We start from the raw sequence: 20,738 nt of genomic DNA on the forward strand, positions 1-20,738 counted from the left end.
GGGTTGGCTGACTTCGATCAGAGGGCGCGTCACCTGCCCGATCACCCCCAGCTTAGGGGAACCGGTGGGGCGACCCGCCCACAATTCCACTGTGCGCCGCGGGTTCAGGCCTCCGTGCGGCCGGAGGGCTCCGGAACGCTGAGCAGGATCTCGAACGCGGTGGGCTCGTTGATCATCAGCGTCATGAGCGGATACATGTCCATACGGGCCGCCGAAAGGGCCCGGCGGTAGAACCCGGCCCCCCGCCACTCGCTGACCAGGGCCCACAGGCCGGGCTCGTCGGCGGCGCGCCCGAGGTGGCCGCCGAGGTAGCCGGCCTGGGCGGCGAGCGTGTCGAGGATCGCCCCGGCCGCCGCCGTGAACTCGTCGGCGCGCGCCTCGGGGACGGAGTACCTGATGAGGGCCAGCATGCGGTTCAGCATGCCAGCAGCGCCGTGGTCCCGTGACCGGGCCCCGCGACGCTACGCTGAAGCGTGGCTGACACGCACGACTCCGGGCCGGGACGCTCCGGGCCCAAGCGATCCGAGCCGTCCCCGCCCGAGCGGCCCACCCCTGAGGGGCGCGGCGCCCAGGCCCGGCCGCGCGGGGCCCCGGCGTCGAAGCGGGCCGTGCCCGCCCATCCGCTGGCGCGCGAGCGGCGCGGCGACGGCACGCCGCCGAGGCGCCCGGGCGCCCGGCCGCTGCCCCGGGGCGAGCACTTCGTCACCCCCGGCGCGACGGGGCTGCGGCGCGCGGTGGAGCGCAAGAGCGCGGCGCCGCTGGTCTTCCTGTACGGCCTGCCGCGCTGGATCCTTCCCGTCCTGCTCGTCGTGCTGCTGCTGGTCGGCTTCGCGGTGCCCGACTGGCGGGGCGGCCTGGCCGTGCTCCCGGTGCTGGGCTTCGTGGGCTGGCTGGCCTACATGTCGTGGCCCTCGCTCGGCACATGGGGGCGGTTCATGCGGGTGGCGCTCGCGGCGTTCCTGGTCGCGCTGGCGGCCGATCGGTTTGGAGTCTTCTGAACGATTTTGACAATGGTTTTCATTGTGCAGCATACTCGGTTGAGTGATGCCCTTTTCGTGTAGTTATGGCGGACCCAAGCCATCCAGGTCGCCTGCCCATATCCCGCGCAGACGTCGGTCGTCCAGGCGCGTGAGCGCCGTGGCGCTGGCCGGCGTGGGCGCGCTGCTCGCCGCCACCGCGTGTTCCAGCGGCGCCGCCGTCTCCGCCTCCCCTCCCGGAGCCGCCGGCAAGCCGGCGGTGCTGGCCGCCTTCTATCCCCTGCAGTGGATGACCGACCTGGTCGGCGGGCCCGACGTCGCCGTGACCGCGCTGACGCGTCCGGGCGTGGAGCCGCACGACCTGGAGCTGACGCCCCGCCAGATCGCCGACATCGAGCGGGCCGACCTCGTCGTCTACGTCAAGGGCGTGCAGCCCGCCCTCGACGAGGCGGTCGAGCAGCACGCCGCCGACAGGGCCTTCGACGTCGCCTCGGCGGTCCCCACGATCCCGGCCGCGGGCGAGGACGCCCACGCGGAGGAGGCCGCAGCCGAGCACGAGGAGCACGAGGAGGTGGGCTACGACCCGCACGTGTGGCTCGACCCCAGCCGCCTGGCCTCGGCCGTCGCCAAGCTGGGCGAGCGCCTCGGGCAGGCCGACTCCGCCCGCGCCGCGGCCTTCACCCAGCGCGCCACGACCACCGCGGCACAGCTCCGCGCCCTGGACGGGGAGTTCGAGTCGGGGCTCGCCGACTGCTCCAGCCGCACGATCGTCACCAGCCACGCCGCGTTCGGGTACCTCGCCGACCGCTACAAGCTCAAGCAGGTCGGCATCAGCGGCATCGACCCCGAGGCCGAGCCCTCCCCCGCCCGCCTCGCCGAGGTGGCCAGGGTCGCCAGGCAGGAGCGGGTGACTACCATCTTCACCGAGGAGCTCGTCAACCCGAAGGTCGCCGAGGTCCTCGCCACCGAGGTGGGCGCGAAGACCGCGGTTCTCAACCCGCTTGAGAGCCGTCCCCAGACGGGTGACTACCTGTCGGCGTCCCGCGCGAACCTCTCCGCCCTCCGCACCGCACTTGGATGCCGATGACACGATCAGCACAGGCGCCCGGCGTCGCCCGGCCGCGGCAGGCCCCGCCCGCGCCGCCGGCGTTCGCGATGACCGCCGGCCACGTCGAACTCGACGGGCGCCCCGTGCTGCGCGGGATCGACCTGCGCATCGACGCCGGTGAGATGGTGGTGGTGCTCGGCGCCAACGGCTCGGGCAAGTCCACCCTGATCCGCGCCCTTCTCGGCCTCACGCCGATGTCCTCGGGCTCGGCCGAGCTGCACGGCGTGCCGCCCGCCCGGTTCCGCGACTGGCACCGCATCGGGTACGTGCCCCAGCGCCTGTCCGTCGGCGGCGGCGTCCCGGCCACCGTGCGCGAGGTCGTGGCGTCCGGGCGGGTGGCCCGGCGGGGCCGCCTGCGCCGCACGAGCGCGGCCGACCGCGCCGCCGTCGCGCGCGCCCTGGACGCCGTGGGCCTGGCCGGCCGCGCGGGCGAGCCGGTGGGCTGGCTCTCCGGCGGCCAGCAGCAGCGGGTGCTGATCGCCCGCGCGCTGGCCGGCGAGCCCGACACCTTCGTCATGGACGAGCCGACCGCGGGTGTGGACGCCGAGAGCCAGGGCCTGCTGGCGGCCTCGCTGGCGACGCTCGTCAAGCAGGGCCGCACCGTCCTGCTGGTGGCCCACGAGCTGGGCCCGCTGGAGCCGCTGGTCACGCGCTCGGTGCTGCTCAGCGGCGGCCGCGTGGTGCACGACGGCCTGCCGGGCGCAGGCGGGAGCGGGCGGCCGTCCGCCGACGGCCACGCTCCCCACGACGTGCCGCCTTCCGGCGACGGCGCCCGGGGCGAGCAGACGGACGGGTCGGGCTGCCACCCGCATCCGGGCCGCGAGCAGGCGAGGCCGCACGCCTACGACGTCTCCGGCGGCCCCCTGAACCCGGGAGCCGGCCAGTGATCGAGATGCTTCAGTACGACTTCATGACCCGCGCGCTGCTCGCGGCCCTGCTGGTCGGGCTGGCCGCGCCCGCCGTGGGCACCTTCGTCGTCCAGCGGCGGCTCGCGCTGCTCGGCGACGGCATCGGCCACGTGGCGCTGACGGGCGTCGCGCTGGGCTTCCTGACCGGCACGGCGCCGGTGCTCACCGCCATCGTGGTGGCGGTGCTGGGCGCGGTGACGATCGAACTGGTGCGCGCCCGCGGCCGCACGACCGGCGACGTCGCCCTTGCCCTGCTGTTCTACGGCGGCATCGCGGGCGGCGTGCTGCTGATCGGGCTCGCCCCCGGCGGCAGCAACTCCACGCTCACCTCCTACCTGTTCGGCTCGATCAGCAGCGTCACCGGGCAGGACGTGTGGGTGATCGGGGTGCTCGCGGCGTTCGTGCTGGGCGTGGTGGCCGTCTTCGGCCGCGAGCTGTTCGTGCTGTGCCAGGACGAGGAGGTCGCCAAGGTCAGCGGCCTGCCGGTGCGGTTCCTCAGCCTGCTGATCGCCGTGACCGCCGCGCTGACCGTCGTGATCGCGATGCGCGTGGTCGGCCTGCTGCTGGTCAGCGCGCTGATGGTGGTGCCGGTGGCCACCAGCCAGCAGGTGACCCGCGGGTTCACCACCACGATGCTGCTGGCGATGCTGCTCGGGGTCGTGGCCACCGTCGGCGGGCTCACCTCCGCGTTCTACGCCGAGGTGGCCCCGGGGGCGGCGATCGTACTCCTGGCGCTCGCGGGCTTCGCGATCGCGCTCGTTGTCGGTAGATTCGTCCGCCGAGGCCGCGCCCGGGAGACGACACCGTGAGCGCGGGGCGACGCACATGGGGGCCCGGTCGATGACAAGCCGCAGGGAGGCCGTGCGCGAGATCCTCGCGGGTGGCGAGGGCTTCCGCAGCGCGCAGGACATCTACGCGCAGATGCGCGCCAACGGCGCCAAGATCGGGCTGACCACCGTCTACCGGGCCCTGCAGGCGCTGGCCGACGCCGGGCAGATCGACGTCCTGCGCACCGACGACGGCGAGTCGGTCTACCGGGCCTGCGCCACCGGTGGCCACCACCACCACCTGGTCTGCCGCCGCTGCGGGCGCACGGTGGAGGTCGCCGGGCCCGCCGTCGAGCGCTGGGCGGACGCCGTGGGCGCCGAGCACGGGTTCACCGCGATCACCCACACCGTCGAGGTCTTCGGCACCTGCCCCTCCTGCGCGGCGCTCACCGCCGCGGGCTGAGAGCCGCGTGCGCGCGGCGGGGAGGGGATACCCTTTCGCCACCGGAGCCGGCGGCGAGGACGGCGCCCGGGGCACGAACGGCGGCCACACCCTCGCCCGTACCGCCCCCGACAGGAGACGACATGCCGTTCACACATGACATGGTGTGCTCGCTCGCCGCCGTGGCCGACCTCGTCAACAGCGCACCGAGGCACGACAGCGCCGACGGCATGACCGGCCTCGCCGATCTGGAGGACTACGTCCGCCGCCACGCGATCAGCGGCGTCGACGGCGTCGACGAGGCCGACCTCGCGCAGGTGCGCGCGCTGCGCGGCACCTTCTCCGAGATCTTGGCCGCCCCCGACCCCGCGACGGCGGTCACGCGGGTGAACGCCCTGCTGGAGCGCACCCGCATCACCGCGATGCTGACCGAGCACGACGGCTTCCCGCTGCACGTGCACTACTTCGGGCCCGGAGCCTCGGTGACCGAGAGCCTGGCGGCCGACTGCGGGGTGGCGCTGGCGCACCTGCTGGCGGAGAGCGAGTGGGAGCGGCTGCGCACCTGCGCCGCCCCCGGCTGCGGCAAGGTGTTCCTGGACGAGTCGCGCAACCGCTCGCGGGTCTACTGCGACAGCCGCACCTGCGGCAACCGCATGCACGTCGCCGCCTACCGCGCCCGCCGCCGCGCCTGAGCCGCGAGGCTCAGACCTGGTTGGGCAGGGCGCCGCCGTAGCGGCGGTCGCGCTTGGCGTAGATCTCGCAGGCCTGCCACAGGTCGCGCCGGTCGAAGTCGGGCCAGAGCTGGTTGAGGAACACCATCTCGGCGTACGCCGACTGCCAAAGCAGGAAGTTGGAGACCCGCTGCTCCCCGGAGGAGCGGATGAACAGATCGACGTCGGGGATGTCGGGCTCGTCGAGGTAGCGCGCGAAGGAGCGCTCGGAGATCTTGTCGGGCCGCACGCGCCCGTCGGCGACGTCGCGCGCCAGCCGCAGGGCGGCGTCGACGATCTCGGCCCGGCCGCCGTAGTTGACGCAGAACTGCAGCGTCAGCGTGCGGTTGTCCCGGGTCATCTCCTCGGCGTCGGTCAGCTCCTTGATGACGCTCTTCCACAGGCGTCCCGGCCGCCCCGCCCAGCGCACGCGCACGCCCATGGCGTGCAGCTCGTCGCGGCGGCGCCGGATGACGTCGCGGTTGAAGCCCATGAGGAAGCGCACCTCGTCGGGGGACCTGCGCCAGTTCTCGGTGGAGAAGGCGTACGCCGACAGGTTGCGCACCCCGATCTCGATGGCGCCCTCGATCACGTCGAACAGCGACGACTCGCCCGCCTTGTGGCCCTCCGTGCGGGGCAGGCCCCGCGCCTTCGCCCAGCGCCCGTTGCCGTCCATGATGATCGCGACGTGCCGGGGGACCAGCTCACGCGGAATGGACGGCGGAGCGGCCCCTGACGGATGCGGTGAGGGCGGGCGGACGTTCACGAAAGCCTCTCCTGTCGGTGTACGGATCTGCACGCCGTGGCCGGCCAGGGCCCTCAGACGCGCTCGACGTGCCGCAGCGAGCGTATCCCGTGTTCGAGATGCCACTGCAGGTAGGCGGCGACGAGCCCGCTGCACTCCACGCGGTGCCGCGGCTCGGAGGCGTCGGCCGAGGGCCAGTCGCCCCGGATGAGGGCGATCATGAGCCCGATCGTCTCGGCCGCGGGCACGGCGGACCCCGGCGGGCGGCACCCGCCGCAGACCACGCCGCCGGCGGCGATGGCGAAGGCCCTGATGGCCGGGGTCGAGCAGCGGGCGCAGGAGTCGAGCGCGGGCGCGTACCCGGCGACGGCCAGCGACCGCAGGAAGTAGGCGTCCAGCACGAGCCTGGCCTCGTGGCCGCCTTCCACCAGGGTGCGCAGGCCCCCCACGAGCAGCAGGAACTGCCGGAGCGCGGGCTCCTTCTCGCCGACGGTGAGCCGGTCGGCGGTCTCCAGCATGGCGATGCCGGCCGTGTAGCGGGGGTAGTCGGAGACCAGGGACTCACCGAACGGCCGCAGCGTCTCGACCTGGGTGATCACATCCAGCGACCGCCCGGTGTGCAGCTGCAGGTCGACGTGCGTGAAGGGTTCGAGCCTGGCGCCGAACCTGGAGGTGGTGCGCCGGACGCCCTTGGCGACGCCGCGCACCTTGCCGGTGCGCTTGGTGAGCACCGTGATGATGCGGTCGGCCTCGCCTAGCTTCTGCGTGCGCAGGACGACACCCTCGTCACGGTAGAGATTCACCCAGCCAGTCTATGGACGAGAGGCCTCCTGGCGACGAATCCGTCTCGGTCAACCCTGGATGGCGTCCGGCCTCTGAACAGTCACTAAACTTTCCTCCCTGGCGACACCCCCCGAAGTTCGCCTCGGCCCCCCCGCAACGCTGCCTGAAAGGGTGACATGACCCGCGTGGTCCTGCTGGGCGCCTCGCCCGGCCCGATCGGTTCTACCGAGCACGTCCCGCCCGGTCGCCTGGCGCTGACGTCGCTCCCCGGCTCGCCCACCGTGCTGGGCAGGCTGTACGACCAGCTCCTCACGATGGACGCCGAGCCGCTGGCCGTCGCCCGGCCGGGCGAGGCCGAGGAGCTCCGTGGTCTCCCCGGCCGGGTCGTGGACTCCCCCGACCTGGCGGGCGACCTGCGGGCGGTCGCCGACGCGGCCGAGAGCGCCACGGAGAACCTCTTCCTCATCCCCGCCAACGCGGTGATCCACGATGAGCTGATCTACCAGATCACCAAGACCAAGCGGGGCGCGCTGGCGCTGATCGCCAAGGAGCCGCGCGAGGAGGACGCCGACGGCGAGCCGCTGCGGCCGGAGGCCCCCATCGAGGAGGCGGAGCCCGAGATCGGCGCCCGCTTCCACGAGGGCCTTCCCGTGCGCATGCGCGCCGGGCGCTCGCGCATCGTGTCGGTCGGCTCGGCCTACCACGCGGTCACCCGGCCGAACTCGGTGGCGCTCGGCCCGCTGCACGTGCACGTCAAGCACGCCCCGGTGCTGGCCGAGGCGGCGCGCGAGCTGGCCGGCATGGCCCACCTGTTCGGGCCGGAGGACGACCTCGTGCAGCTGCTGGTGCTGGGCCTGGTGCGCCGCGGCGTCGCGGTCGGCCTGCGCGGCCGCAGAGACCTGTTCTACGCCCGGGCCGGCTCGCAGGCCGAGGCCGACGAGGCCGTGGCCGCCATGGCGGGGTACGACGAGGACCGCGCGCGGCTGAACAACGCCGTCAAGGGGGCCGACGGCTTCTTCACGACGTTCTTCGTCAGCACCTACTCGCGGTTCATCGCCCGCTGGGCGGCGCGGCGCGGCCTCACGCCCAACCAGGTCACGCTGATCTCCATCGCGCTCGGCGTGCTGGCGGCGGCGGCGTTCGCGACCGGCACCCGGGTGGGCGCGGTCGCGGGCGGCCTGCTGATCTACTTCGCCTTCGTGTTCGACTGCGTCGACGGCCAGGTGGCCCGGTACGCCCGCCAGTTCGGCGTGCTCGGGGCGTGGCTTGACGCCACGTTCGACCGCGCCAAGGAGTACATCGTCTTCGCCGGGCTGGCGATCGGCGCCACCGTCGCCGGGCAGGGCGACGTGTGGACGCTCGCGCTGGTCGCCCTGTCGGTGCAGTCGGTGCGTCACCTGCTCGACTTCTCCTTCGGCGCCGCCAACCGGCGCAAGCCGCCGACGCCGCTGCCGACGCTGGCGCTCACCGCGGCCGACGACCGCCCGCTGCGCGACGCGCTCGACAGGCGCCGCACCACCACCGCCCAGGGCGGCGTGCGCGGCCTGCTGCGGCTGTGGACCCAGGCCGGGCGGTTCCGCGCCGTCCACTGGGCGCGCAAGATGATCGTCTTCCCGATCGGCGAGCGGTTCGCCGCCATCGCGATCACCGCGGCTCTCTTCGAGCCCAGGGTCACGTTCCTCACGCTTGTGATCTGGGGCTGTGTCGCGTTCGCCTACACCCTGACCGGACGTCTCATGAGGTCGCTCGCATGATCACCCACACCTCTCCCGCCGCCGCGACGCTTCCCGACCCCGACGAGGAGCGCCGCAGGGTCCAGACCGCCCGCCTGCTGGCCTACCGGGACGACGGGCCGCTCGTCGCCCTGCTGCACGGGCGGATGGGCCGCGGGCTGCCGCCCGTCCCCGCCTCCCTGGTGGCGCTGGCGGCCACCCTGGCGTTCGGCTTCAGCGGCCTGCTCGACGACGGCACCGGCTGGATCATGCTGGTGCCCGTGCTGGTCGCGCTCGTGCTGCTGGTGCCCACCGCGGCCCGCGACCACCTGGGCCGGTTCGACTGGCTGGTGCCGCCGCTGATCAGGGGCAACGAGTTCCTGCTGATCGCGCTGCTCGGCCTGGCGGCCGGCACGCCCACGTGGCTGCTGTTCGTGCTGGTCTACGTGGTCGGCTACCACACCTACGACACCGTGTACCGCACGCGCCAGGGCATCTGGCCGGCCGCCTGGGTGTTCCAGGCCGGTCTCGGCTGGGAGGTCCGGCTGCTGCTGCTCGGCGCGGGCGCCGCGCTGGGCGTGCTCACGTGGGTGGCGGCCGTCATGACGGGCTACCTGGCGGTCCTGTTCGCCGTCGAGAGCATCACGAGCTGGGTGGGGCTCGACAAGCGCACCGCGCTGTCCCAGGCGTCCGACGACCTGGAGGCCTCCCCCGAGGACGCCATGGAGCAGGCGACCGGCGACGCCGAGAAGGCCTGAGCCACCGAGGCCGCGGTCGCGGAGGGTGCCCCTCCGCGGTCGCGGCTTTCGCTTGTCACGGCCGCGCGGCCACCCCGGGATGTGTGCGTGCCGCGGCCCGGCTGTATACAGGTCAGCGTGGAGTTGGATGGGCTGGATCGTGCGATCGTGGGCGCCTTGGTCGAGGACGCACGTTCGACTTATGCCGAAATAGGGCATCAAATCGGCCTGTCGGCGCCGGCCGTGAAACGCCGGGTCGACCGGCTGCTGAGCAGCGGCGCCATCACCGGCTTCACCGCGCGCGTCGAGCCGTCGGCGCTCGGGTGGACGACCGAGGCGTACGTGGAGCTGTTCTGCCGGGGCAAGACCTCGCCCGCCGAGATCGGCGTGGCGGTGGCCCGCCATCCCGAGGTGATCTCCGCCTGCACGATCACCGGCGAGGCCGACGCGCTGCTCCACATCCGCGCCAAGGACGTGCGGCACGTCGAGCAGGTGATCGAGCGCATCGCCTCCGAGCCGTTCGTGGTGCGCACCAAGAGCGCGATCGTGCTCTCCCGCCTGATCGACGACGCCGCCCACGCCCGTGACGGGGCCTCACTCCTGCCATGACCGCGCCGTGCGGGGGCGGCGCAACGGATCGCCGCCCGCGTGCTCCTGGACGCAATCGATCGGCGTGCGGACGCAAGCTCCGCGCCTGGCTCCGAGGTTTGCTGCTTTCTAGGCTGAAGTATCCCTGACCAGCCGTTTTCTGACGGAGTGATACATGGCGCCTAGCCGGCATTACCTCATGTGCCGTCCCGACCACTTCGCGGTCGAGTACGTGATCAACCCCTGGATGGACCCGAGCGCGGGAGCCGACGCGGCCACCGCCGTCCGCCAGTGGGAGAGCCTGAAGGACGCCTATGAGGAACTGGGGCACCGGGTCAGCCTGATCGACCCGGTCGAAGGACTGCCGGACATGGTGTTCGCCGCCAACGGCGCCCTGGTCGTCGGCGGCCGGGTGTACGGCGCCCGGTTCGCCAGCGAGCAGCGGGCGGCCGAGGGCCCCGCCTACCTGCGATGGTTCGTCGAGAACGGGTACGAGCCCACCATGGAGGCGATGGAGACCAACGAGGGCGAGGGCGACTTCCTCACCCTCGACCACGTGATCCTGGCCGGCACCGGGTTCCGCACGGCGATCACCGCGCACAAGGAGGCCCAGGAGTTCCTGGGCCGTCCCGTGGTGACCCTCCGGCTCGTCGACCCGCGCTACTACCACCTGGACACCGCGCTGTTCCCGCTGGACGGGACCAACATCGCGTACTACCCGGGGGCCTTCTCGCGCGGCAGCCAGGAGGTGCTGCGGCACATGTTCCCCGACGCCGTGCTGGCCTCGGCCGAGGACGCCGCCGTGTTCGGGCTCAACGCCGTCAGCGACGGCGAGAACGTGGTGCTGGAGGCCGACGCCGGCGAGCTCGCGCTGGAGCTGAAGCGGCGCGGCCTCAACGTCATCCCCGTCGACCTGAGCGAGCTGCGCAAGGCCGGCGGCGGCCCGAAGTGCTGCACCCTGGAGATCCGGCCGTGAGCGCGACGCGGAAGTTCATCGAGCGCAGCGAGCGGCGCAGCGCGCACAACTACCACCCGCTGCCGGTCGTCGTGCGTGAGGCGCACGGCGCGTGGGTGGTCGACGTCGAGGGCCGCCGCTACCTCGACTGCCTGGCCGGGTACTCCTCGCTGAACTTCGGCCACGGCAACCCCGCGATCGTCCAGGCGGCGCGGGACCAGCTCCAGCGGCTGACGCTGACCAGCCGGGCCTTCTTCCACGACCGGTTCGCGGAGTTCTGCCAGGGCCTGGCCGACCTGTGCGGCAAGGACATGGTCCTGCCCATGAACACCGGGGCCGAGGCGGTCGAGACCGCGATCAAGGTGGCCCGCAAGTGGGGCTACGAGGTCAAGGGCGTCGCCCCCGACCAGGCGAACATCGTGGTCATGGAGGGCAACTTCCACGGCCGCACCACCACGATCGTGAGCTTCTCCACCGACCCCGACGCCCGCGACGGCTTCGGCCCGGCCACGCCGGGCTTCACGATCGTGAAGTACGGCTCGGCCGAGGCGATCCGCGACGCGATCGACGAGAACACCGTCGCCGTGCTGCTGGAGCCCATCCAGGGCGAGGCGGGTGTGCTCGTGCCGCCGCGGGGCTACCTGCGGGAGGTGCGGGAGATCTGCACCGAGCGCGGCGTGCTGTTCATCGCCGACGAGATCCAGTCGGGGCTCGGCCGCACCGGCAGGACGTTCGCCTGCGACCACGAGGACGTGGTGCCCGACATGTACCTGCTGGGCAAGGCGCTGGGCGGCGGGGTCGTCCCGGTGTCCGCGGTGGCGGCCGACGCCGGCGTGCTCGGCGTGATCAGGCCCGGCCAGCACGGCTCGACGTTCGGCGGCAACCCGCTGGCCTGCGCCGTGGGCGCCGCCGTGGTCGAGCTGCTGCGCACCGGCGAGTTCCAGGCCCGCGCGGCCGAGCTGGGCGACCTCCTGCACGAACGGCTCCGCGGGCTGATCGGGCGGGGCCGCGGCGTCGTCGCCGTGCGCGGGCGCGGCCTGTGGGCCGGGGTGGACGTCGACCCGTCGCTGGGCACCGGGCGCGAGGTGTGCGAGGCGCTCATGCGGCGCGGCGTCCTGGCCAAGGACACCCACGGCTCGACGATCCGCCTGGCCCCGCCGCTCATGATCTCCGAGGACGACCTGAACTGGGCCGTCGACCAGCTCGGCGCCGCCCTCGCCGAGCTGGCGGGCACGCCCGAGCACGTCGGCGCCTGAGCGCAGGGTGCGGCCGCTCCCCAGGGGCCGGCCGCACCCTGATCTCCCGTACCGGGGGATGGCGCCCGCCCTGCCCGGGCGGTCTTCTCAGGGGGCGAGCTCGATGCGGACCAGTTCCTCGTAGTCGGGACGGGCGGTGTGCCAGCGCACCTGCGCGGACCGGCCGTCCAGGTCGAGCGTGGCCAGGGCGTTGGGGAACCACGGCCCGTTGGTGATCTTCCAGCGGAACGCGCGGCGCGGCAGCCTGGCCATGCGCGCCAGGACGCCGCCGACCAGGCTGGCGATGCCGAACGAGGCGACCACGTTGGCCAGGCGGACGACGCGGCTCAGCGGGTTGCGGATCGGCGAGCAGACCGCCTGGTAGATGCGCGTCGCGTCCAGGTCGTCCGAGGCCGCCCCGGCGGCCGCCAGGTAGCTGTAGTGGACGTCGCCCGACAGCAGCACGATCGTCGCCGGTGCCCGGCCCCGGCGGCCGGCGGCGACGTCGACGAGCACGTGGCCGAGCTGCTCGAACGACTCGCGGAAGGCGCCCCAGTGCTCCAGGTCGATCGCCTGGCGGATCCGCTCGGCCACCCGGGCGGCCCGCGGGCCCCACGCCCCGCCGGCGACGGCCTCGTTCCAGCTCTCGACGTCGAAGATGCCGCTGGGCAGGAACACCGGGACCGACGACCCGATGAGCAGGTGGTCGACGTCGCCGGTGGCGCGTTCGACGAACCAGTCCCACTCCTCGTCGTCCAGCATGCGGCGGTGGTCGGGCTTCAGCTCGCGGGCGCACCGGGTGTCCAGCATGATCAGGCGGGTCTTGCCGATGTCGCGGGCGTAGCTCCAGCGGGCCGTGGAGGGGTCCTGGTCGGCGCGCCGGGCGAAGGCGTCCAGGGCGGCGCCGCCGTCGGTGTCGGTGCCGTGGATGGCGGCGAACATCGGGTCGCCCTTGCGCTCGGACGGCGAGAGGTTGCCCAGGTGCTGGTAGACCCAGTACGCGGCGAGGGCCGAGGTGACGCGCGAGGGCCACCAGGACACCTGGGCGATCTCCTGGCGCCAGGTGTAGGAGGTGTTCCAGTCGTCGCGCACGTCGTGGTCGTCGAAGATCATCGCGGTCGGCACGGTGGACAGCAGCCAGCGCACCACCGGATCGCTCCAGGCCAGGCGGTACAGCTCGGCGTACTCGTCGAAGTCGACGATCTCGTCGGGCCCTTCCTGCCTGCGCTCGTGGATGAAGTCGAGCATCTCGGCGGACGGCTCGTCGGCGTACACCTGGTCGCCCAGGAAGATGATCAGGCTGGGCAGGTCGTCGCCCTTCATCAGGCGCAGCCCGTACTCGCGCAGCACGTCCACCCCGTGGGTCTTCTCATGCGCGGCGTCGTGCGGGACGGTCGTCCGGCAGGAGCCGAAGACCACGCGGTTGAGCTCCTCCAGCGGGCAGATCTGGCTGTCGGGGAAGCCCTCCAGGGGCCAGACGCGCCGCCCGTCCAGCTCGACGGTGTACGGGCCGGTGCCCGCGACGTCCACGAGGGCGTAGTGGTGACCGTGCACGGTGAACGTGCGGTCGGCGGCGCGGGCTCCGTCCACCGCGACCGTCACCTCGCACGGTTCGGTCGTCTCCACCCATATGGACGCGCTCGTCTCGTCGACGTAACGCAACATCGGCCCCACCAGCAAGTCGGGCACGCGAACCTCCCCAGTCGAATAGCGATATGAACCATATGCACAAACTCGACCTGATGGGTCAGTCGTCGAGGGACCGGACCAGTTGTTCGAGCTCGCGCATGAGCTCCTCTGTGCGGGCCGCGCCGTAGGCGGCGAGGATGGCGCGGTGGTGCTCCGCGATCCCCGCGTCGAGGCGGCCGAGCAGCTCACTACCCCGATTCGCCAGGAAAACCGCTACTTTTCGACGGTCTGTCGGATCATGGCCGCGGTAGACCAGCGCCTGGTCCACCAGCCTGTCGACGGCCTTGGTCAGCGTGGGGTGCGGCATGAGCGCCGCCTCGGCGAGGTCGCCCATCGAGTGCCCGCGGCCGTCGGCCAGCGCCTGGAGGATGCGCCACTGGTCGACCGTGACGTTCTCGCCCGACAGCGCCGCCGCCAGGGCCCGGTTCACGCTGCGCTCGGCCCGGCTCAGCAGGTAGGCGAGGGAGGAGCCAAGCCCGGGCGTCACCACCGTGGGCTCCCTTCGTCCGTGAATGCGCATGGAGGATACTCTTCCACGTGGCCTACGCCGCCCCGATGGTGATCGATCCGCTGGAAGCGCACCTGCTCAGGGCCGAGACGCTCCGCGTCGGCCTGGTGGTGCCGGTCTCCGGCGTGCTCGGCCTGCTCGGGCCGTGCGCGATCAACTGCGCGACGCTGGCCGCCACCGAGGTCAACGCGTCGGGCGGCGTGCTCGGCCGGCCGGTGGAGCTGGTGCTGGTCGACGGCGGGCGCGAGCCCGAGCGGGTCGCGCGCGAGGCGGCCGGGCTGGTGCGCGCGGGCGCCGTCCAGGCCCTGGTCGGCACGCACGCCAGCGACGTGCGCGTCAGGGTCGAGCGCGCGCTCGGCGGCGCCGTGCCGTTCGTGTACACCCCGCCCTACGAGGGAGGCTCGCGCGACCGGGGTGTGTACTTCCTCGGCGAGCCGGCGTCCCGGCAGGTCGGCCCGGGCCTCGACTGGCTGGTCGGCCATCGGCGCGCCCGCCGCTGGTTCCTGCTGGGCAGCGACTACGTCTGGCCGCGCCTGGTGCACGCCTCGGCCCGCCGCCACCTGCGGTCGCGTGGGGCGACGGTGGCCGGCGAACGGCTCGTGCGGCCCGGCGCCGCCGACATGGGGCCGCTCGTCGAGGAGCTCGCCGCCGCCCGGCCCGACGCCGTGCTGGTCAGCCTCATCGGCAGCGACCTGGTCGCGTTCAACCGGGCCTTCGCCGCCGCCGGGCTCACCATGCCCCGGCTGTGCGGGGCGCTGGAGGAGCACGGCCTGCTCGCCATCGGCGGCGACGCCACGGGGGAGCTGTACGCCGCCATGGGGTACTTCGGCAGCGTCGCCACCGACGCCAGCCTGAGCCTCGGCGAGCGGTACACCCGCGCGTTCGGGCCCGAGGCGCCGCTGCTCAACGGGCACGGCCACGGCTGCTACGAGGGGGTGCTGATGCTGGCGGCGCTGGCCCGGCGCGCCGGGTCGCTCGCGGTGCCGGCCGTCGAGGCGATCGCCGACGGCACCTCCGTCAGCGGCGGGCGCGGCCTGGTCACGCTCGCCGACCGGCATGTGCGGCAGCGGGTGTACGTCGGCCGCGCGGTCGGGCTGGACTTCGATCTCGTGACCTCCGCCTGAACCCCGTCGGGCGACCGCCCTCATGACCTGGGCCTTCGGCGACGTCTCGCCGTTGTCACCGGCATGTAAAACTTCCATACGAAACCTTTCCGATTTCAAGGATAAAGCCCTAGGGTACGGCTCTGCCCCCGCGCCCGAAGGAGCCGTCGATGACCTCCCCATCCGACACGTCAGGGGTTCCGCCCACCGCCGAACCAGGCGTCGAACGCTTCGGCTACAAGCAGGAACTCCAGCGATCCCTCAGCTTCACCGACCTGCTGGTCTACGGCCTGATCTTCATGGTGCCCATCGCGCCGTTCGGCATCTTCGGCGGCGTCTTCCAGGCGTCCGGCGGAATGGTGGCGCTCGCCTACGTCATCGGCATGGTGGCGATGGCCTTCACCGCGCTCTCGTACTCGCAGATGGCGCAGGCCTTCCCGATGGCCGGATCGGTCTACACCTACGCCGGGCGCGGCATCTCGGCCCCGGTGGGCTTCCTGGCCGGATGGGTGATCCTGCTCGACTACGTACTGGTGCCGGCCCTGCTCTACCTGGTGGCGAGCGCCGCCATGGCGTCGTTCGTGCCCGCCGTCCCGATCTGGATCTGGATCATCGGCTTCATCGTGCTCAACACGGCGGTCAACTACTTCGGCATCAGGATCACCGCGCGGACCAACAAGATCATGCTCGTCGGCGAGCTGATCGTGCTGGCGATCTTCCTGGTCATCGGCCTGGTCGCGCTGGCGCAGGGCAAGGGACACGGCGACGTGTTCAGCCCCCTGTTCGACTCCTCGACGTTCTCCTGGGCGCTGGTGTTCGGCGCGGTGTCGGTGGCCGTCCTGTCGTTCCTCGGCTTCGACGGCATCTCGATGCTCGCCGAGGAGAGCAGGGAGGACACCCGCAGGCTCGGCCGCTCCATGATCATGGCGCTGGGCCTGGCCGGCGTGCTGTTCGTCGTGCAGACCTGGGTGGCCGCGCTGCTGGTGCCCACCCGGGCCGAGCTGCTGGCGAACGGAGACCCGGCCGGAACGGCGTTCTACGACACCGCCGAGTACGCGGGCGGCCACTGGCTCAGCGTCCTGACCGCCGTCGCCACCGCCGTGGCCTGGGGCTTCGCCAACTCCCTGGTCGCCCAGGCGGCCACCTCCCGCCTGCTGTTCGCGATGGCCCGCGACCGGCAGCTCCCCAGGTTCCTCGGCAAGGTGCACCCCACCCACCGGGTTCCGGTCAACGCGACGCTGCTCGTGGCGGTCGTCTCGCTGCTCCTCGGCCTGTACATGAGCACGCGGGACGACGGCATCACGCTGCTCGGCAGCCTGGTCAACTTCGGAGCCATGACGGCCTTCCTGGCGCTGCACGTCTCGGTCGTCGTGCACTACGTCGTGCGCGGGGGGAGCCGCGACTGGTGGCGGCACCTGGTCGCGCCGGTGATCGGCTTCCTGATCCTGCTGTACGTGGTGATCAACGCGAAGGTGGCCGCCCAGGTGCTGGGCTTCGCCTGGCTGGGCGTCGGGGTCGTCGTACTCATCGGCACCTTCGCGCTCGGCCGTCGTCCCACCCTTTCCGGCATCAACACGGAGGTCGACGAGTGAACGTCCAGTCCTACCGGCCCTCGCCCGAGGAGCTGTCCTACACCTTCGGCGGGCGGCCCGCCGTCGGCGCCGTCACGCCGGGCACGGTGCTGGAGCTGTACACCGAGGACTGCTTCGGCGGCCGGGTGCGCGGCACCGGCGACCTGCCGTCCGAGGTCTGCGAGTTCCCCTACCTCAACCCGGTCACCGGGCCCTTCCACGTGGAGGGCGCGGAGCCGGGCGACACGATCGCCCTGCACTTCGTCTCGATCGAGCCCGCGCGCGACTGGGCGGTGTCCACCACGTTCCCGCACTTCGGCGCGCTCACCGGCACCCACACCACGGCGATGCTCCAGCCGGCGCTGGAGGAGGTCGTGTGGATGTACGAGGTCGACGCGGACCGGCGGCTGGTCCGCTACCGGGCGCGGCGCGGCGACTTCACCGTGGAGATGCCGCTGGACCCGATGCACGGCACCGTCGGCGTGGCCCCGGGCGCCTCCGAGGCGCGCATGACGATCACGCCCGACGCGCACGGCGGGAACATGGACACCCCGGAGCTGCGGGCCGGGGTGACGGTGTACCTCGGGGTCAACGTCGAGGGCGGCCTGTTCGCCATCGGCGACGGGCACTGCCGCCAGGGGCACGGCGAGGTCTGCGGCACCGCGGTGGAGGCCGCGATGAACACCGTCGTGGCCGTCGAGCTGGTCAAGGGCGCCCTCACGCCGTGGCCCCGCCTGGAGGACGACGAGCACCTGATGTCCACCGGCTCGGCGCGGCCCCTGGAGGACGCCTACCGGATCAGCCAGCACGACATGGTCACCTGGGCCGCGTCGCTCACCGGGCTCGACCAGCTCGACGCCTACCAGCTCGTCAGCCAGGGCGGCGAGGCGCCGGTGGGCAACGTGTGCGACACCAACTACACGATGCTCGCCAAGATGCCCAAGGCCTACCTCGGCGCCCCCGAGGTCTACGGCTCCGCGCACGCCCGCCTGCGCGCCCTCGGCGCCGAGTACCTGTCCTCCCGCTGACGCCGTCCCCGGCGCCGCTCGGCGGCGCCGGGACGTGTCCAGCAGGCTCGCCGTATCCTGTGAATTCGATGGGAAAACTTGGTGAAGTCCTGTTCAACCAGTATGTTCACCAACCATGAACTGGAAGCGCAAGATCAATGACGCGCTGACGGGGGCCACCGGTTTCCAGATTGAACGAGTAGGAAAAGTCGGTTCGGCGGCGAGCGCCACGACGAATAGACCTGCCAAGGCCGCGGACGATCTGGTCCGGCCTCCGGCCGACCCGAAGACCGATCGGCTGCTGGTCGGCCCGGTCTTCGTCCTCTCCCCTGTGAGGTCCGGATCCACCCTGTTCAGAGCCCTCCTGAACGCCCACTCGGCGTTGCACGCCCCGCACGAGCTCCACGTACGGCGGTTGACCGTCGGCTTCGGCACCTCGCTCGCCGAGAACGCGATGGAGGCGCTCGGCCACAATCGCGCCGATCTGGAACACCTGCTATGGGACCGGGTGCTCCACCGCGAACTGGTGAAAAGCGGGAAACAATTCATCGTCGACAAGACGCCCGCGAATGCGTTCGCCTTTGAACGCATTCGCGCCTGCTGGCCGGACGCGCGGTACGTCTTCCTGCTGCGCCACCCGGCCTCGATCGCCCGCTCGTGGCACGAGGCCAGCCCCGACAAGCGGACGCCGGAGGAGGCGGCGGCGGACGCCCTGCGCTACATGAAGGCGGTGGAGAAGGCCCGTCGCGCGCTGACCGGCCTCACCGTCCACTACGAGGAGCTGACCGCCGACCCCGAGCGGGAGACCCGGCGGGTGTGCGAGTTCCTCGGCCTTCCCTGGGAGCCGGGGATGCTCGACTACGGCCCGCAAGCCGTGATCAAGAAGGGCCTGGGCGACTGGAAGGACAAGATCCAGTCCGGCACCGTCCAGCCCGGCCGCGACCTGCCCGACCCGGAGGAGATCCCCGAACTGCTGCGGCCGATGTGCCGGAGCTGGGGCTACCTGCCGGAAACGGCCGGGCCGGCATGAGCGCGCCCGACGTGCGACATACGCGGGCCCGGAACGGGCGTGCCCGGTGAAGATCCGCTACATGCTCCTGCACGCCTACGGGCTCGGCGGCACGATCCGCACGGTGATCAACCAGGCGAACGCGATGACCGCCCGGGGCCACGAGGTGGAGGTGGTCAGCGTCGTCCGGCGGCGCGAGAAGCCCCAGTTCACCATCGACCCCCGCGTGCGCCTCACCAGCCTGGTCGACCAGCGCCAGGAGATCGCGGCCGACTCCCTGGGACGCAAGGCCTGGCGCCGCCTGCGCGGCAAGATCGTCCCGGCCGGCGAGTACGCCGCCGGCTACTTCACCGAACGGGTGGAGCGGGCCGTCATCGACTACGTCGCCGGGCTCGAGGACGGCATCCTCGTCACCACCCGCCCGGCGCTCAACCTGATCTCCGCCCGCAAGGCGCAGGCCGGCGTGGTGCGGGTCGGCCAGGAGCACATGAACCTGGGCACCTACCCCGCCAGCGTGCGCGAGCAGATCACCCGCCACTACGGCCGGCTCGACGCGCTCGCCACGCTGACCGGCACCGACCGCGACGACTACCAGCCCCTCCTGCCCGGCACGCTGGTCGTGCGGGTGCCCAACGCCGTGCACGGCGGCGACCAGAAGCCCTCCGAGCAGCACAACCCCATCGTGATCGCCGCGGGGCGGCTGGTCTCCCAGAAGGGGTTCGACTTCCTCATCCCGGCCTTCCGCCAGGTCGCCGACCGTCACCCCGCCTGGCGGCTGCACATCTACGGCAGCGGGCCCAAGAAGGAGCGGCTCACCGCCCTGATCGAGGAGCACGGGCTCGACGGCCACGTCGTCCTGAAGGGCCGCACCGACCGGCTCGACGAGAGGCTGGCTGAGGCCTCCGTCTACGTGCTGAGCTCTCGTTTCGAAGGTCTGCCGATGGTGATGATCGAGGCGATGACCCACTCCCTGCCGGTCGTCGCGTTCGACTGTCCCACCGGGCCCGCCGACGTGCTGACCCCGGAGGTGGACGGCCTGCTCGTCCCGCCCCGGGACGTCGACGCGCTGGCCGCAGGCCTCAACCGGCTCATCGCCGACCGCGACCTGCGCCTGCGCATGGGCGCCGCCGCCGCGGTGACGGCGCGGGCCTACACCCCCGAGGTCGTGACGCCGATGTGGGAGGATCTGTTCACCTCCCTGCTTCGCGACCGGTAGCCGTCAGGCGGCCTGCCCGGCGCGCCACCAGGCGATCGTCCGCTCCAGCGCGTCGTCCGTCGCGGTGGGCGCGAGGCCGAAGGTCTTCTCGAAGTCCGAGGCGTCGGCGACGAACGGCCGCGTCCACTGGTAGCGCGTCTCCTCCAGCTCCCGGATCAGCGGGGAGACGACCCCCGCCGCCCGCATCACCCAGTGCGGCACGGAGGCGACGCGGGGCGAAGGGGCGCCCGCCAGGGTGGCCGCCAGTTCGGCCAGCTGCCGGATCGTCAGGGCGGGGCTGGACGCGACGTGCCAGGCGCGGCCCCAGGCCCGCTCGTCCGTCCCCGCCACGGCGAGGGCGTCCGCCATGTCGGGCAGGTAGGTGAAGCTGTGCGGCTGGTCGGGGTCGGCGGGGAACCGGATCGTCCTTCCGGCGAGCAGCGGCTTGAGCAGCCGGTCGCCGAAGAACGCGTGGTCGCTCATGCCCGGCCCGAAGTAGTCGGAGCCGCGCACCTCGGTGACCCGCACCCGGCCCGCCTGGTGGGCGGCGAGCGCGTCGGCCCACATGCGGGCCCTGACCCGGCCCTTGACGCCGGTGGACGCCAGCGGGGTGTCCTCGGTCATCGGGCCGTCGACCGGCCCGTACCCGTAGAGGTTGCCGGTCGTCACGAGCACGGCCCCGTTGTCCTCGGCGACGCCGAGCAGGGCGCCGGCCATCGGCGGCCAGTCCCGCGGCCAGCGGTGGTAGGGAGGGTTGACGCAGTTGTACAGGACGTCCGCCCCCGCCGCGACGGCGCCGAACCGGCCGCGGTCGGCCAGGTCCGCCCGCGCCCGGGTGATGCGCGGAGCGACCGGCCCCCTGCCCGACCGGGTGACGACGACGACCTCATGGCCCTCGCCGGCGAGAACGCGGGCGAGCCGCCCCCCGACCTGGCCCGCGCCCACGACAACGTGCTTTCCCATGCTCGATCCCCTCGTCGCGGCCACTC

22 protein-coding genes are annotated in these 20,738 nt (G+C 72.6%); 16 read left to right on the top strand and 6 right to left on the bottom strand.

The genetic code is table 11. The features are described 5' to 3' along the window. Positions 1-104 precede the first annotated feature (104 nt). Entirely contained in the window at positions 105-410 is a 306-nt protein-coding gene (locus PYR91_RS06275) for an antibiotic biosynthesis monooxygenase (RefSeq protein ID WP_279778143.1), read from the bottom strand. Positions 411-473: 63 nt separating this feature from the next. On the opposite strand from PYR91_RS06275, the gene PYR91_RS06280 reads away from it, so the two are divergent. From PYR91_RS06280 to PYR91_RS06305, 6 genes are all read left to right on the top strand, one after another. Further along, entirely contained in the window at positions 474-998 is a 525-nt protein-coding gene (locus tag PYR91_RS06280; RefSeq protein WP_279778145.1) for a DUF6703 family protein, read from the top strand. Positions 999-1,128: 130 nt separating this feature from the next. Continuing rightward, positions 1,129-2,064, top strand: coding sequence for a metal ABC transporter substrate-binding protein (locus PYR91_RS06285; RefSeq protein WP_279778147.1), 936 nt, complete (start codon positions 1,129-1,131; stop codon positions 2,062-2,064). Positions 2,065-2,132: 68 nt separating this feature from the next. Then, complete coding sequence (locus tag PYR91_RS06290; RefSeq protein ID WP_279778271.1) at positions 2,133-2,972, top strand: metal ABC transporter ATP-binding protein; 840 nt, start codon at positions 2,133-2,135, stop codon at positions 2,970-2,972. Next, on the top strand, positions 2,969-3,802 hold the full coding sequence (locus tag PYR91_RS06295) for a metal ABC transporter permease (protein ID WP_279778149.1): 834 nt from the start codon (positions 2,969-2,971) through the stop codon (positions 3,800-3,802). Before PYR91_RS06290 ends, PYR91_RS06295 begins: the two co-directional genes overlap by 4 nt. Positions 3,803-3,833: 31 nt before the next feature. Continuing rightward, complete coding sequence (locus PYR91_RS06300) at positions 3,834-4,223, top strand: transcriptional repressor (protein WP_279778151.1); 390 nt, start codon at positions 3,834-3,836, stop codon at positions 4,221-4,223. Between the two features lie 122 nt (positions 4,224-4,345). Further along, entirely contained in the window at positions 4,346-4,894 is a 549-nt protein-coding gene (locus tag PYR91_RS06305; protein WP_279778152.1) for a CGNR zinc finger domain-containing protein, read from the top strand. Between the two features lie 10 nt (positions 4,895-4,904). Here the strand turns inward: PYR91_RS06305 and PYR91_RS06310 are convergent, their stop codons facing one another. Both PYR91_RS06310 and recO read right to left on the bottom strand, forming a co-directional pair. Further along, entirely contained in the window at positions 4,905-5,678 is a 774-nt protein-coding gene (locus tag PYR91_RS06310) for an isoprenyl transferase (RefSeq protein ID WP_279778153.1), read from the bottom strand. 53 nt (positions 5,679-5,731) lie between these two features. Further along, positions 5,732-6,460 carry a DNA repair protein RecO gene (gene recO, locus PYR91_RS06315; protein ID WP_279778154.1) on the bottom strand — a complete coding sequence of 243 codons (729 nt, stop codon included), beginning with the start codon at positions 6,458-6,460 and terminating at the stop codon, positions 5,732-5,734. A 156-nt stretch (positions 6,461-6,616) separates the two neighbouring features. Here recO and PYR91_RS06320 point away from each other — a divergent pair, with 156 nt between their 5' ends. The 5 genes from PYR91_RS06320 to rocD all read left to right on the top strand — a co-directional run bounded on the left by PYR91_RS06320 (position 6,617) and on the right by rocD (position 11,688). Further along, entirely contained in the window at positions 6,617-8,194 is a 1,578-nt protein-coding gene (locus PYR91_RS06320; protein WP_279778157.1) for a CDP-alcohol phosphatidyltransferase family protein, read from the top strand. Then, on the top strand, positions 8,191-8,910 hold the full coding sequence (locus PYR91_RS06325) for a DUF5941 domain-containing protein (protein ID WP_279778158.1): 720 nt from the start codon (positions 8,191-8,193) through the stop codon (positions 8,908-8,910). The genes PYR91_RS06320 and PYR91_RS06325 overlap by 4 nt, the downstream gene beginning before the upstream one ends. A 117-nt stretch (positions 8,911-9,027) precedes the next feature. Beyond that, positions 9,028-9,498, top strand: a complete 471-nt coding sequence (locus PYR91_RS06330; protein ID WP_279778160.1) for an Lrp/AsnC family transcriptional regulator — start codon at positions 9,028-9,030, stop codon at positions 9,496-9,498. A gap of 154 nt (positions 9,499-9,652) precedes the next feature. Continuing rightward, complete coding sequence (gene ddaH, locus PYR91_RS06335; protein ID WP_279778161.1) at positions 9,653-10,453, top strand: dimethylargininase; 801 nt, start codon at positions 9,653-9,655, stop codon at positions 10,451-10,453. Then, complete coding sequence (gene rocD, locus PYR91_RS06340; protein WP_279778162.1) at positions 10,450-11,688, top strand: ornithine--oxo-acid transaminase; 1,239 nt, start codon at positions 10,450-10,452, stop codon at positions 11,686-11,688. The genes ddaH and rocD overlap by 4 nt, the downstream gene beginning before the upstream one ends. Positions 11,689-11,775: 87 nt before the next feature. Here the strand turns inward: rocD and PYR91_RS06345 are convergent, their stop codons facing one another. Together PYR91_RS06345 and PYR91_RS06350 are read right to left on the bottom strand one after the other, a co-directional pair. Then, positions 11,776-13,356, bottom strand: coding sequence for an alkaline phosphatase D family protein (locus PYR91_RS06345; RefSeq protein WP_279778164.1), 1,581 nt, complete (start codon positions 13,354-13,356; stop codon positions 11,776-11,778). A 58-nt stretch (positions 13,357-13,414) separates the two neighbouring features. Continuing rightward, the gene (locus PYR91_RS06350) at positions 13,415-13,876 is read right to left on the bottom strand and encodes a MarR family transcriptional regulator (protein ID WP_279778166.1); all 462 of its coding nucleotides are present in this window, start codon (positions 13,874-13,876) and stop codon (positions 13,415-13,417) included. A 17-nt stretch (positions 13,877-13,893) separates the two neighbouring features. Here PYR91_RS06350 and PYR91_RS06355 point away from each other — a divergent pair, with 17 nt between their 5' ends. From PYR91_RS06355 to PYR91_RS06375, 5 genes are all read left to right on the top strand, one after another. Further along, a complete protein-coding gene (locus PYR91_RS06355; RefSeq protein ID WP_279778167.1) occupies positions 13,894-14,988 on the top strand; it encodes a substrate-binding domain-containing protein in 1,095 nt (364 codons plus the stop codon). Positions 14,989-15,137: 149 nt separating this feature from the next. Continuing rightward, entirely contained in the window at positions 15,138-16,559 is a 1,422-nt protein-coding gene (locus PYR91_RS06360) for an APC family permease (protein WP_279778168.1), read from the top strand. Next, positions 16,556-17,566, top strand: a complete 1,011-nt coding sequence (locus tag PYR91_RS06365) for an acetamidase/formamidase family protein (RefSeq protein WP_279778170.1) — start codon at positions 16,556-16,558, stop codon at positions 17,564-17,566. The genes PYR91_RS06360 and PYR91_RS06365 overlap by 4 nt, the downstream gene beginning before the upstream one ends. Positions 17,567-17,681: 115 nt before the next feature. Beyond that, the gene (locus PYR91_RS06370) at positions 17,682-18,575 is read left to right on the top strand and encodes a sulfotransferase (RefSeq protein WP_279778171.1); all 894 of its coding nucleotides are present in this window, start codon (positions 17,682-17,684) and stop codon (positions 18,573-18,575) included. A gap of 46 nt (positions 18,576-18,621) precedes the next feature. After that, on the top strand, positions 18,622-19,770 hold the full coding sequence (locus PYR91_RS06375; RefSeq protein ID WP_279778173.1) for a glycosyltransferase family 4 protein: 1,149 nt from the start codon (positions 18,622-18,624) through the stop codon (positions 19,768-19,770). Positions 19,771-19,773: 3 nt separating this feature from the next. On the opposite strand, the gene PYR91_RS06380 is transcribed toward PYR91_RS06375, so the two are convergent. Further along, a complete protein-coding gene (locus PYR91_RS06380; protein ID WP_279778174.1) occupies positions 19,774-20,712 on the bottom strand; it encodes an NAD-dependent epimerase/dehydratase family protein in 939 nt (312 codons plus the stop codon). Positions 20,713-20,738: the final 26 nt, after the last annotated feature.

This window comes from Sphaerisporangium sp. TRM90804, from assembly GCF_029846175.1.
GTDB lineage: Bacteria > Actinomycetota > Actinomycetes > Streptosporangiales > Streptosporangiaceae > Sphaerisporangium.